Origin of the sequence: Microcoleus sp. S1D4 (assembly GCF_036700765.1) — a bacterium.
Taxonomy (GTDB): Bacteria; Cyanobacteriota; Cyanobacteriia; order Cyanobacteriales; family Microcoleaceae; genus Microcoleus.
Map to the genome: position 1 here is coordinate 71,216 of NZ_JAUBPP010000016.1, position 12,850 is coordinate 84,065.

Genomic DNA, 12,850 nt, shown 5'->3' on the forward strand with positions numbered 1-12,850 from the left:
TATTGGTTATTGGTCATTAGTGCTGTCCACGATCGCCAACGTTATCATTCATCACTCAATTAGGAAGAAGGAAGAAGGAAGAAGGAAATAACATTTTACCTAATTACCAATTACCAATTACCAATTACCAATTACCAATTATTGAATTTCTAATAATTGAGCTGTAGCATTAACCACAATTTGAGCAGAACCGGCGAAAAAAGGTCGATCGATAGTTGCGAGTGTATCAGTAGGCTGGTGGTAGTGGGGCGATCGCAAATTTGCAGTATCCGTCACCAACACAGCACCAATTCCTTTATACCAAAAAGGAGCGTGGTCGCTTCGCAAAACATCAGGAGTCAGCAACCCTTTCAGAGGAACCGGCAGCGCCACCACTGGCGGCAAATCCGCGTTTCCCGACTCCGCAAAAGTTTTCAACAGCAGCGGATGTTCCGCATCCCCAACTACAGCAATAAACTCGCCTTTGTCGGGAGAAGTTACCCCCGATGCTTCTAGAAAAGGTTGCGCCGTCAACCCTTCGGGATATTGCTGACACCCAGACGTGCGACAGGCATAACCAACCATATCTAAAACTACCGCTGCCTGCAAATTTTTTAACCGCGCCGCGCTACCGGTGAATGCTAAACTGCCTAAAAGTCCGAGTTCTTCCCTGTCAAAAAACGCTACTTGTAATGTCCGAGGAGTGGGACGAGAACCAAGCAATCTTGCTACTTCTAAAACTACTGCAACTCCCGTCGCATTGTCGTCAGCCCCTGGGGATTTCGGTACAGTATCGTAATGTGCCGCAACTAAAATTTTACCTGCATTTGAGTCAGTACCTTTTCTCTCAGCAAAGACGTTAATTCCGCGATCGAACTGCTGCAACTCGGGCGACAATCCTGATGTTTGCAATTGTTTGGAAATGTAGTCTCTACTAAAAGAACGAGAATCTTCTCCATCGCGTTCTCCTACTAGATTTTCGACGTGTTTCCATAACCGAGATCGGTTAATTTGGGGCGCGAGTACATCATTTTTTTCAACAGTCAGCGGCGAGGGAGACGGGTTTGGGAAAGTGTCGGTAGTGCGATCGACCGACACTTCCGGTACTGCCGATAACCGCTGCCACGAACCAGAACCCCAACCCACAGCCGCCAGCGCAACCAAAATAAATAGCGCTATCCAAATCAATTGTTTCATCAGTAAGTTTATTTAAAAGTTGAGACTATTTTATTTGATATTTTACATTAATATCATGTCTGGTAGATTGACAACGATAATATTGTTTCGCACGTGCGAACTGTATAGCAATCGGGCATTCCTGAATTAACTTCCAGGCTCTACCCCGGCACCCAAAAAGGTCGGCAGAGCTTCTGGATCTGCGTTACTTTCGCTCGAACTGGTAACGAGTAACGAGCAAACGATTAGGGAGGCAGAGCCTCCGAACCTGCATTACCAGGCTCTGCCTGGTAACGAGTAAAAACTGAGATGTTCCCAACCATTTAAATATCGACATCGGAAGTTTCACACTTATTGAGAAATTTGACAATGGCGATATTCAACGATACTAATTTACGTTAAAAGATTACCATGTTTAACTATTTTTTATCCAATTCAATCTCCTTGTTTCCCAATATCAAACTATTACTACCCGGCCAAGCGTAAGGAATAGTTTTTGCAGAAAATTCTACAATTTCAGTTGGCTGTTGAAACCACTCGGAATAACTGGGATTTAGTTGGTCATACAGTGCTTTTAAAGCTTGGATTTCTGCCTCTAGTTGCGCTGCTGCTTGATTGATTCTGCGAGCTTGTGCCTGCAAGCGCTTTTCTCCGGTGTGAACGTTGTTTTCTACCTCTTGCCAGTGCTGTCCGGCTAGCAATTTGTCTAGTTCGCCTTGTTTGTAATCGAGTACCGCCTGTTTTTGTTGCAGTTGCTTTTCAATAATTTGAGTTTCTCGGTCAATCTCCTGAATTTGCTGCAACCATTGCTCCCCAAAGACAGCATTTTGCTGGTGGAACTCGGCAATGGCTTCAGGAGTATTATTTTTGGGAAAGCTGACTGTCACTCGGCACTCTGAGCGCTGGGAAGAAAGTTTGTCCCGCGACTGTTGCAGGGTGGCAATTTCTGCTTGCAGCCCGCGGACTTCTATTTGGAGTTCTGGGATTGTCTGACTCATTGGTTCAATTAGTGGATTTCTGCATCGATTTTAAGCTAATTGTTGATTTCTGGACGCACAGGAAGTCCGATCGCCTGGTTTGCGATCGGGGCTGGGGGCTGCAACTAAATATTTTCGTGAAAAAATTGCTGGTTGAGCTTCGACTACGCTCAGTTACCGCGCCGCCGAAATCCGGTTTATAGGCATCCGTGCGTCAGTCCTATTGTTTATTTTTATAACAAATCTCTGTCGCTTCCTCACCACAATTATCTAATTTTAGCGCGATCCAGTCAGTGTCTAGGCATAATGGCGGATAATTTGTAGCACAATGGCCGATGACAGGTTTTTAATTATGATTCAAATTATAATTAGTTAGGCAAATAAATTACTGCTTGCGTAAATTTATTTGACACAATTATAATAAATTAAGGTCGGATATATTTTTTGGTCGCATCTACAGTTACGTTCAAGTTGTTCACATTTTTTACTGCGGTCAAGCATTTTTTTAAAGTTAGCAATTGGAACCCATGAAAATTACTGGTAAATTAATGTTAGGATACTTAACTGCTGCTGTGTTTGGTGTGGAATGTTGCATTAATGCAAAAATATTGCCGCTAAGTGTAGGGGATGGAGGTGGAAATCGTACTGTAGAAGCAAGTTTGGTAGCGCCTGACAAAATTAGCTATTTGCGATCGGCATCTGGTGCTAATTCTGTAAGGGCTGACTTATTTGGGGCTCAATCATCCCCAATAGCAGCGATCGCTCAACCCAGCGACAATTTTATACAGTCTCAGGAAAATCCTCAAAAAGAGCCTATTTTAAGTTTTAAAATTATTGATTATTATCTGGCTTTTATTTTGGGATCAATTTTTTTATTAATCAGGATGAATGGGGTAGGTATGTTATCTCAGGCGATCGGGTTAATTAAATCGAAGCCTGAAACAGACAAGGACAAGCTAACAGCAGCATATCAATTGTTGCATCCACCAAAAGAACAGGATATCCGAGATACTATTGCTAAAATGACCCAAGATTTGCAGCAAACTGCCGAATACGCCTTCGATATTTGCGAGGAAATGAGCGTCTCGATAATTGCGACTACCCCTGGCGGTCGTATCTTATCGTTAAATCAAGCTACTTGTCAACTTTTAGGATACTCAAAAAAAGAGTTGTTAGGCGCACCAATAGCCGGACTTTTTCATAAAAATGAAGCGCTGCCAACGCGGTCAGAATTAGAAAATTTAACAGCGGAAGATTCTGTTCGCAATGTCGAAAAAGTTTATATTTCCAAACATGGCAAAAAAATAATTGTGCTGCTTTCTATTTCAATTATTCGGAATGGCAAAGGTAAGGTCAGCGGCAAGTTATATGTAGCACAAGATATTACCTATCGCAAGCAGGCTGAAAGAGATTTACGGCGCAGTGAAAAAAAATTTCGGCAACTGATAGAAACTGTTAATGCTGCTGCATTGATCTATCAGCGCAGACAGTTGCGTTATGTCAATTCTCAGACAGAAGCTTTCACTGGATATAGTCGGGAAGAATTGCTAGCATTGGATTTATATGACTTGATCGATCCAGATTTTCATGAAATAGTTAAAAAATGGGGTAAATCCCGCCATCCGCGAGAAACGGCAGGCTCAAAATATGAAGTAAAATTTATCACAAAAACCGGAGAATCACGCTGGATAGAAGCAACTGTAAATATTATTAAATTTGAGAGAAAACCGTCAATATTAGTCACAGTCTTTGATATCAGCGATCGCAAATTAGCAGAGTTAGAATTAGAAACATCTCTTTCGTTGCTTCAAGCAACCATTGAATCTACTGCTGACGGTATTCTGGCGGTTGACGGCGAGGGAAAAGTTGTCAGCTTTAACCGCAAGTTTGCCAAAATGTGGCAGGTGCCAGATGTTCTACTAAATTCGAGAGATCACAACCAAATTTTGGAGTTTGGAATCAACCAGTTAAAATACCCGGAAATCTTTGTCAACCGCGCTAAAGAATGGTCAGATCGTCCGGCGGCTGAAACTTACGATATTATTGAGTTTAAAGATGGCAGAATCTTCGAGCGTTACTCGTTACCCCAGCACACCGGAGGCAAAATTACTGGTCGAGTATTCAGCTTTCGAGATGTCACGGAACGCTTGCAATCTGAAGAAAAACTCCGCAAAAGTGAAGAACGCTTTCACCTGCTGACTAGGGCTACAAATGATGCAGTATGGGATTTTAATTTGTCAAAAAATGAGTATTGGTTGAGCGAAGAGTTTGAAAAAGTATTTGGATATAAACTCAACGATACTCAGACGATAGACTTTGACTTGTGGTGGCAAAACATTCATCCCGAAGAACGGGAAAGAGTGATGTCAAGCTTCAACGAAACAATGAAATCTGATGCTGAATTTTGGTCGGAGGAATATAGCTTTCATCGTGCAGATGGGGGATATGTTTTTGTGTTAGATCGCGGGTACATCATCCGCAATGAAAGTGGCAAAGCAGTAAGGGCGATCGGTACGATGATGGACATTACTCAGCGCAAGCAAGCTGAAGAAATTATTCGCTATCAAGCGGTTTACGATCAACTCACGGGTTTACCGAATCGGATACTTTTTAACGAGCGACTGACGGCAGCATTAAGACAAGCTAAAAAAAAGAAAAAAATGCTGGCTGTGATGTTTTTAGATTTAGATAGATTCAAAAAAATTAATGATACACTAGGTCACGCTGCGGGCGATCGCCTTTTAGAAAGTTTTGCCGGACGGATCAGCGACACTTTGCGATCGACTGATACGGTAGCCCGCTGGGGAGGCGACGAATTTACCGTACTGCTTCCCGATCTCAATTGCTTAGAAGATGCAGTTAAAACAGCTCAAAGAATTATTGACTATTTAAAGCCCCCTTTTAAACTAGAAGAACAGCCGTTTCACGTCAGCAGCAGCATCGGTATTGCCATTTATCCCAACGATGGCGAAGATGCCGAAACTTTAGTCAAAAATGCCGATGCCGCCTTGTACCGCGCTAAAGACATGGGAAGAAATAACTATCAGTTATATACTTCAACAATCAATCCGCAAGGCAGCCAATTGCTGACTCTGGAAAACAGGCTGCACGAAGCATTAGCACAGGGAGAATTTGAGGTTTTCTACCAGCCAAAAGTCAATATCACTACTTGGAAAATTCAGGGTATGGAAGCATTGCTACGCTGGCACCATCCCGAATTAGGTTTAGTTTCGCCCGCTACATTTATTCCGATGGCTGAAGACAACGGATTAATTGTAGCTATTGGGGAATGGGTGCTGCAAACTGCCTGCACTCAGAATAAAGCTTGGCAGGATGCTTTGCAACCTGATTTGCGGGTAGCAGTCAACTTTTCGGCCAGGCAGTTCCAGCAATTTAATTTAGTGGAAATGGTGACGAACTGCTTGAAAAAAACTGGTTTAGAACCGAAGTATTTAGAGTTAGAAATTACTGAAAGTACAGCGATGCAAGATGTGGATTATACGACAAAAGTTCTGAGGGAGTTGCAGAATATGGGAGTGCAGATTGTGCTGGACGATTTTGGCACGGGTTATTGTTCTCTAAGTTATCTCACAAAGTTTCCGTTGAATATCTTAAAAATCGACAAATCTTTTATCAACGGGCTGACGACAGATCCGTCCGAACGGGCGATCGCGAATGCTGTAGCGACGCTGGGGCGAGATTTGAATTTGAGCGTGGTAGCAGAGGGAGTAGAAACTAAAGAGCAGTTGGATTGTTTGCGATCGCTCCACTGTCAAGAAATTCAGGGTCACTATTTTAGCAAGGCGCTCTCGGCCGGCGATGCTAGTAAACTTTTGGTAAATTCTCTGTTGCGGAAAGTCAAAATTGCATAATTTGCCAGTAGTCAGTGGTCAGTGGTCAGTAGTCAGTAGTCAGTGGTCAGTGGTCAGTAGTCAGTAGTCAGTAGTCAGTGGTCAGTAGTCAGTAGTCAGTGGTCAGTAGTCAGTAGTCAGTAGTCAGTAGTCAGTGGTCAGTAGTCAGTAGTCGTATAGTGTCTGGTCAATTTACCTATCTAAAATTGCTTGCTAGTGCGGAATGCGAGTCCGCTTTTATGGAGCGGACTCGCATTCCGCACGCGCGCGCGATCCTCTTTTGTGACGATCGTCCTCGATCGCAAATCAGAGCATTGGTCAATAGCGGTTGAGACGGTTGAAAAAGACGGCGGGTCTTCTTCAACCCACGGAGGTGGGTTTTGTTGGTATCGACGCGGTTGCAACTGCGCCCGGAAGAGTGCGATCGATCGCCCGCGCCACTTAAAAACTTAAAATAGTGTGCAGAATCACGGACTTGCGGCTAAAGACAGAGGAAAATATCGCTACTCCAATATAAAAGCTTTGTCTATGCAGCCAATTCGCACATTTAACGTTTCGCCCTCGTTACCGACAATTCTCGAACCCCTACGCAAACTTGCCTACAACTTGCACTGGGATTGGAACGTTGACACCAAAGACTTATTCCGCCGCCTCGATCGAGACCTGTGGGACTCCAGCAACCAAAACCCGGTACTGATGCTGGGAACCATATCCCAAGAGCGACTGCAAGAAATGGCGGAAGACGACGGCTTCATTGCCCAAATGAAACGAGCCGCCCAGCAGTTGGACGATTATCTCAAAAACCGCGCCTGGTATCGCAAAGAGCGCGGTACAGAGCGCCAGGAATGCTACGCTTACTTTTCGATGGAATTCGGCTTAGTAAAAGCCCTACCAATCTATTCCGGCGGTTTGGGCGTGCTCGCAGGCGACCACCTCAAATCAGCTAGCGATTTGGGCTTGCCCTTAGCCGGCGTGGGCTTGCTCTACCAAGAAGGCTATTTTTCGCAGTATCTCAACGCCGACGGCTGGCAGCAAGAACGCTATCCGCTGAACGATTTCTACAATATGCCGCTCCACCTAGAACGCAATCCCGACGGTTCGGAATTGCGGATTGAGGTAGACTATCCAGGCCGCAAGGTGTACGCGCGGATTTGGCGAGTACAAGTGGGAACTGTTCCTTTGTACTTGATGGATACAAATATTGAACCTAACAGCCGCTACGACCAAGATATTTCCGACCAACTGTACGGCGGAGACAAAACTCTGCGGATGCACCAAGAAATCATGCTGGGCATCGGTGGCGTGAAAATGCTCAAGGCCTTGGGCTTGACAGTCACGGCTTATCACATGAACGAAGGCCACGCGGCTTTCATGGCTTTGGAACGGATTCGGATGCTGATGGAGGAATATCACCTGAGTTTCGTGGAAGCTGAACAGGTGGTGGTTTCGAGCAGTATGTTTACGACTCACACGCCGGTTCCTGCTGGGTTTGACTTGTTCGAGCCGGATATGGTGATGCACTATCTGGGTCAGTATGCCAAGATGTTTGGCTTGTCGCAAGATGAGTTTCTGGCGTTGGGCCGGGAGAATGTTGGCGATTTGTCCGCACCTCTGAATATGGCAATTTTGGCAATTAAGATGTCGAGTTTTGTCAACGGGGTGGCGGCTTTGCACGGTGTGGTGTCGCGCCCGATGTTCCAAGGGTTATGGCCGGGTTTACCTCAAGAAGAAGTGCCGATTACTTCGATTACGAATGGGGTACACGCTCGCAGTTGTGTGGCGAAGTCTACTCAGGAATTGTACGATCGATACCTTGGCCCAGAGTGGGAAATGACTCGCAAGGACGATCGCCTGTGGGACAGAATTTCGTCGATTCCTGACGAGGAATTGTGGCGGAATCACGAACGCTGTCGATCGGAGTTGGTGGTATTCGCGCGGGAGTGGCTGCAAAAGACCTTGCGCGAGCGCGGTGCGGCTCAAACCGAAATCGAATACGCGCGCGAGGCTCTCAATCCGAAAGTGCTGACGATCGGGTTTGCGCGCCGTTTTGCTACTTACAAGCGGGCGACGCTGTTTTTGCGCGATGTCGATCGAATTATGCGGATCATGCGGGATCAAAACCGCCCCGTGCAGTTTGTGATTGCTGGGAAGGCTCACCCGATGGATATTCCGGGTAAGGAATTGATTCGGGATATCGTTCACTTCATCCGCGAACACGAAACTATCAATTCGATGGTATTTCTGCCGAATTACGACATTAACGTCGCTCGGATGATGGTATCTGGCTGCGATGTGTGGCTGAATACGCCCCGCCGCCCCCGCGAGGCTTCGGGTACTTCCGGGATGAAAGCTGCGATGAATGGTTTGCCGAATCTGAGCATCCTCGACGGTTGGTGGGATGAGGCGGATTATGTTCGCACCGGTTGGCCGATCGGACATGGCGAGTTTTACGAAGATACTGAGTATCAGGATGAGGTTGAGGCCAATGCTTTGTACGACTTGATGGAAAAGGAAGTTGTACCGCTGTTTTACAACCGAGATGCTGATGGAATTCCTCGCGGTTGGACGGAGAAAATGAAGGATTCAATTCGCTTGAACTGTCCTTTCTTCAATACTGCTCGGATGGTGAAGGATTACGCGCGGCGGGCTTATTTCCCCGTGAGCGATCGCTTCCACACCATGACTTCGGATAATTGTGCTCCGGCGAAGGAATTGTCTCACTGGAAGAAGCACGTTTTGGCGAAGTGGTACGACATTAAGATTGAGTCTGTTGATATTTCCCAGGATAAGGAAGTTAAGGTCAATCAGTCGATCGCGGTTAAATCTCGCATCAACCTGATGGGATTAACGCCTGCGGACGTACAAGTCGAACTTTATCAAGGTTCTGTTGATGCTAACGGCGATATTGTCGGTGGCGTGCCGGTGGTAATGGAGTATTTGGGAGAAGACGATCGCAATGCTAGCCTTTATACGGCTGACATTACTTATACTTCTAGCGGTTTGCAAGGTTTGTCCTTGCGCGTTTTGCCGAAGCACGACAATCTCAGCAGCCCCTATGAAGCTGGTGTGATTCTCTGGGCACATTAAGAAGGAAGTCAGTAGTCAGTAGTCAGTAGTCAGTGGTCAGTAGTTGGGAGTCAGTGGTCAGTAGTCAGTAGTCAGTAGTCAGTAGTTGGGAGTCGGGAGAATAAAGGAAGATTTTCCTAATTCTCCCCCTCTCCCAATCTCCCCCTCTCCCAATCTCCCCCTCTCCCAATCTCCCCCTCTCCCAATCTTCCCCTCTCCCAATCTTCCCCTCTCCCAATCTTGTTATCGAAGTTGGGGAATAACAATGTATCCGTTTGTACGATCGCCCAATACGAGATTCCCCTCGATTCCCCAGTACCACCAGTGCGCGCCGATATAAGCGCACAGCAAGGCATCTAGCTGGTCTTCTAAGGCTTTGAGGGTAGCTGTGCTGGTGGGGATTTCGGGGAGTTTTGAACCGCTGATGAACGCTGATGAACGCTGATTTTTATTGGCGACATTGGCGAGATTTAGGGATGGTTTGAGAGTCGGTAAAATATCTAAAATATACTGGTAGAGCTTCATCAATTCTAATTGACGTTCTGCCAGTTTTCCTTTTTTATATTTGATTATTCGCTCTAATTGAAATAGATTAATTGTGGCTGGATGGGGATAAACTTCTATTTGATATCGCCCTAATTCTTGAGCGGTGATTGTTGGGGCGTGGACAAATCCTCTGGCTTCTAAACTGAGGCCGAATTCTACTGTTTTTTGGGCGAAGGGGCGGGAAAGGTTGGCGGGATAGCAGCCTGCGTGGTAGCGCCCGAAATGTTTGTGCGTGAGTTTGTCGGCGAGGCGCATTCCTGATGGATTGCTGATGATTGTGGGCGCGTCTACGGCGACGATGGCTGGTTCGGTTGGGGAGATTTGGGTGTCGATCCAGGTGAGGATGTCGTTGGTTGCTAAGAGGCGATCGCACTCTATTAATTCTAATTGGTTATTTTGCCAATTCAAACAGCACAAACCGCTTGCTCCTGAGCTCCAACCTAAATCGATTCCGATAAATTTCATATAGTTCTGGACGCACGGGTGGTCAAAAACCGGGTTTTTTTGCCAAATACTTCGTTACAGCCGGCAAAAACCGCAAAAAACCCGGTTTCTTTGGCTTTGATGCGTCCACTCAACTCTTCTCCTGCTTCTCATCCGATGGCTGGGGCTGTTGTTTCATTTCCTTTTGGCGTTCTCTGGCTGCTTGCTCCAAAATAAATGCTGACAAGCTGCTGACTGAACGGCGTTCTTGACTTGCCCACTCTTCAAGGATGTCATAGATTCCATCGGCTAAATAGGTCGCTAAGCGTTTGGTCATCAGAGATTCATTATTTTTTAGTATAAGCCGATCGTAATTGTGCTGTATCTAGACCATCCTGTCGAGTTTAGCTCATTTAAAGCATTTATGTGTGCTATATCTATGCTATAGTTTCAAAAAGTCAAAAGCCAGCGCTGAACTTTCGTCGGGCCCGCGCTGGCTGATGGTTCCCCAAATACAAGGAGACAATCCACATAAAAGGAGACAATTACTATGGTAAAGCCTGTGAGCGACGGCAGCGAATATAACCGCGGCTATCAACAAGCTTTGAATGATTTTGGCATAACGCAACTGCTGTCGGGTATCCGCAGCTATTCTGATGAGGATTTTGAGGCCGATCGCGCGCGCATGACTGGGCCAGAGATCGAAAGCTTTGCGGTGTTTCTGATTCTGCGCGTCGGGGCGAATCTCAAAGGAAGTACGATCGCCCGCTACCTCAACACTCTCAGAAAAGCCAATTCTCCGACGATCGCCGATCGCCCCGCGATCGAACTCAACTCCGCGAGGGAAAACACCTGAAAACTCAAAGGGGGGCGATCGCACTTCTTGGGCGATCGTCCGAATTTTACCGAATGCTGAGCACTATACAATTGCGCGTTTTGTCAATCGCCAAGATGCGGACGATCGGCGGAGGGCTTTGTGTCGGTTTATTCCAGGGGGTGTGTTTGAAGTTGTTATGTGCGATCGGGCTTAATCAATAAACACAAATCCAGTAGGGTGTACTAAATCCAGATCCCCCTAAATCCCCCTTAAGAAGGGGGACTTTGTATCTCTCACTTGTTGTTGAGTTTTGATCCCCCTAAATCCCCCTTAAGAAGGGGGACTTTGAATGCTCTTGTCCCCCCCTTCTTAAGGGGGGTTAGGGGGGATCTCGACTATTTTGGCATCCAATCAACCCGCCCCAAATTTATTTAGAAGGTTTAGAAGCTTCGGGACTTACAATTAACAATTGATCGCCGGATTGACTTTGTTGAATGGCAATTACTGGCGGGCGAGCTTTAGGGTCTGTTTGCTGTTCTTTTGTTAAAGCAGGAAACAGATAAATCCAGTTTCCTCTCTCCAAAAGTAACCGCCAAACTAAAGGTTCTTTGGGATTATTGATATCAGTATAATCTCTTCTGCTCAAATCTGCAAATAAACCTGCATCGCCGATCGCCTTAAATCCTTTGGGGTCTAGTCGGAGTGTTGGATCGTCGAGTTTTCTGCCTAAAGCAATGTTGTCTTGTTTGGCGATTAAGGCAACGGCGGGTAAAGACGAATTTTCCCCGGCATCGCGTCGGGCATCGGCAATACCTTGGTGGTAAGCTGACCAAAACAACACTAGCAATACCCAACCGACAATGATAATTTCATCTACGAGCGATCGCAATAATTTGATTGAGTTATATCTATTGACATTAAATTGTTGCCAAGAGGTCAGGATGCGGTAAAGCCACCTGAATCTTCTGGCGTAAGTAGAGGAAAGCCACCGTGTAATTGTTCCATTAATTTTAGCAGTAACTGTCTTGTTTATACTATTAACCAGCCACAAAGTGAGGTAAATCGCGAGGGCTGTCAGTAGAAGGGCGATCGCACTTTTGAGTATTGTCCAGCCATCGCCTAAAAATACCTGAAGCGGTACTAGGAAAAACGATTCTACTGGTAAATCGAGGGTAATTACATTTAGCTGAAAGCAGTAAAAATAAGACCAGCGATAAATCCAGCCGGTGAAAAACAAAGCGGCACCGAGTAAGCCAACAACACTGGCAAAGTTGCCTAAAATATTCGATTCGGGAGTAGGTTGGGGAGAAGCAGTCACGGAATCACCTTCAAGGGATGTGGAGTACAATTTTAGGACAGTAGCACGGGTAACGCTTATCCTTGAAGGGGGTCTAGGGGACGATGAAACGCAAAACACTTTCATTTCTAGTTGTAGCACTTTTTACGGTAACAGCGGGTATGGCAGCACAAGTTAATGCGGCCAGTCAGGAAGTCCAGAAACAGAATTTGCCATCCGTACAAGCACAGGCTAACGCTAGCCAGCCGATACCCGTAGCATTGCCGACGCAAGCGGAAATTGTGATGAAAGGGGGCGGAAAAAGAGACGGTCGAGTTGTGCAGATTGACGAGAAAGTGCAACAATTATGGATACAGCTAGGACAGGAAAAGCGATCGATCCCGTTGGGTCAAATTGATAAAATCGTGTTTCCCAAAAATGCGGTGGTTTATTACAGTAATGGAGGGCCAGTTGTTAGGGGCGATGGCACTTCAGCGAAAGGTCGTCCAGAGACTTGGCGCGGTATTCCCATGAACGCTTTTCGCTTGCTAGATCCGAATAAAGGTCAAGCGGATGTGAAGCTAGAGTCTGTTCTTTCTCTTGACAAGTTGGACAGTATCAGGTCAGTTATGGTTGGAGATGGGAAAAATAAACGGCAATTTGTCGTGGATGAAATGCAGTTTGATGTGCAGAAAAAGACAATGACAATTGCAGCGACTCCCTATTGAGTCCGTCGCGT

The 12,850-nt window shown here is 46.0% G+C and carries 11 protein-coding genes; 6 read left to right on the forward strand and 5 right to left on the reverse strand.

From position 1 onward, the window contains the following. Positions 1-138: 138 nt before the first annotated feature. Both QT998_RS17705 and QT998_RS17710 read right to left on the reverse strand, forming a co-directional pair. Entirely contained in the window at positions 139-1,176 is a 1,038-nt protein-coding gene (locus QT998_RS17705) for a M28 family peptidase (protein WP_333087457.1), read from the reverse strand. A 398-nt stretch (positions 1,177-1,574) separates the two neighbouring features. Further along, positions 1,575-2,153, reverse strand: coding sequence for a hypothetical protein (locus tag QT998_RS17710; protein ID WP_333087459.1), 579 nt, complete (start codon positions 2,151-2,153; stop codon positions 1,575-1,577). A 506-nt stretch (positions 2,154-2,659) separates the two neighbouring features. On the opposite strand from QT998_RS17710, the gene QT998_RS17715 reads away from it, so the two are divergent. The 3 genes from QT998_RS17715 (at position 2,660) to glgP (ending at position 9,070) form a co-directional block, all read left to right on the forward strand. Further along, positions 2,660-6,004, forward strand: coding sequence for an EAL domain-containing protein (locus QT998_RS17715; RefSeq protein ID WP_333218094.1), 3,345 nt, complete (start codon positions 2,660-2,662; stop codon positions 6,002-6,004). A 195-nt stretch (positions 6,005-6,199) separates the two neighbouring features. Next, positions 6,200-6,436 (forward strand): hypothetical protein, encoded by a 237-nt coding sequence (locus QT998_RS17720; protein WP_333218096.1) that lies wholly within the window; start codon positions 6,200-6,202, stop codon positions 6,434-6,436. Between the two features lie 75 nt (positions 6,437-6,511). Beyond that, positions 6,512-9,070 carry an alpha-glucan family phosphorylase gene (glgP, locus tag QT998_RS17725; protein WP_333087499.1) on the forward strand — a complete coding sequence of 853 codons (2,559 nt, stop codon included), beginning with the start codon at positions 6,512-6,514 and terminating at the stop codon, positions 9,068-9,070. 222 nt (positions 9,071-9,292) lie between these two features. On the opposite strand, the gene QT998_RS17730 is transcribed toward glgP, so the two are convergent. Together QT998_RS17730 and QT998_RS17735 are read right to left on the reverse strand one after the other, a co-directional pair. After that, entirely contained in the window at positions 9,293-10,060 is a 768-nt protein-coding gene (locus tag QT998_RS17730; protein WP_333116624.1) for a DUF429 domain-containing protein, read from the reverse strand. A 109-nt stretch (positions 10,061-10,169) separates the two neighbouring features. Then, positions 10,170-10,355 (reverse strand): ribbon-helix-helix domain-containing protein, encoded by a 186-nt coding sequence (locus QT998_RS17735; RefSeq protein ID WP_333116622.1) that lies wholly within the window; start codon positions 10,353-10,355, stop codon positions 10,170-10,172. Between the two features lie 213 nt (positions 10,356-10,568). Here QT998_RS17735 and QT998_RS17740 point away from each other — a divergent pair, with 213 nt between their 5' ends. Continuing rightward, positions 10,569-10,874 (forward strand): hypothetical protein, encoded by a 306-nt coding sequence (locus tag QT998_RS17740; RefSeq protein ID WP_333116620.1) that lies wholly within the window; start codon positions 10,569-10,571, stop codon positions 10,872-10,874. A gap of 53 nt (positions 10,875-10,927) precedes the next feature. Then, positions 10,928-11,056, forward strand: a complete 129-nt coding sequence (locus QT998_RS17745; RefSeq protein WP_333218098.1) for a hypothetical protein — start codon at positions 10,928-10,930, stop codon at positions 11,054-11,056. A gap of 206 nt (positions 11,057-11,262) precedes the next feature. On the opposite strand, the gene QT998_RS17750 is transcribed toward QT998_RS17745, so the two are convergent. Beyond that, a complete protein-coding gene (locus QT998_RS17750; RefSeq protein WP_333116618.1) occupies positions 11,263-12,153 on the reverse strand; it encodes a hypothetical protein in 891 nt (296 codons plus the stop codon). 83 nt (positions 12,154-12,236) lie between these two features. On the opposite strand from QT998_RS17750, the gene QT998_RS17755 reads away from it, so the two are divergent. Beyond that, entirely contained in the window at positions 12,237-12,839 is a 603-nt protein-coding gene (locus QT998_RS17755) for a hypothetical protein (RefSeq protein WP_333116615.1), read from the forward strand. Positions 12,840-12,850: the final 11 nt, after the last annotated feature.

Bases quoted from the DNA above. Each gene is read 5' to 3' on its own strand.
- QT998_RS17755 (WP_333116615.1), top strand. From the start codon at position 12,237: ATGAAACGCAAAACACTTTCATTTCTAGTTGTAGCACTTTTTACGGTA.
- QT998_RS17730 (WP_333116624.1), bottom strand. From the start codon at position 10,060: ATGAAATTTATCGGAATCGATTTAGGTTGGAGCTCAGGAGCAAGCGGT.
- QT998_RS17705 (WP_333087457.1), bottom strand. From the start codon at position 1,176: ATGAAACAATTGATTTGGATAGCGCTATTTATTTTGGTTGCGCTGGCG.
- glgP (WP_333087499.1), top strand. From the start codon at position 6,512: ATGCAGCCAATTCGCACATTTAACGTTTCGCCCTCGTTACCGACAATT.
- QT998_RS17740 (WP_333116620.1), top strand. From the start codon at position 10,569: ATGGTAAAGCCTGTGAGCGACGGCAGCGAATATAACCGCGGCTATCAA.
- QT998_RS17710 (WP_333087459.1), bottom strand. From the start codon at position 2,153: ATGAGTCAGACAATCCCAGAACTCCAAATAGAAGTCCGCGGGCTGCAA.
- QT998_RS17745 (WP_333218098.1), top strand. From the start codon at position 10,928: ATGCTGAGCACTATACAATTGCGCGTTTTGTCAATCGCCAAGATGCGG.
- QT998_RS17735 (WP_333116622.1), bottom strand. From the start codon at position 10,355: ATGACCAAACGCTTAGCGACCTATTTAGCCGATGGAATCTATGACATC.
- QT998_RS17715 (WP_333218094.1), top strand. From the start codon at position 2,660: ATGAAAATTACTGGTAAATTAATGTTAGGATACTTAACTGCTGCTGTG.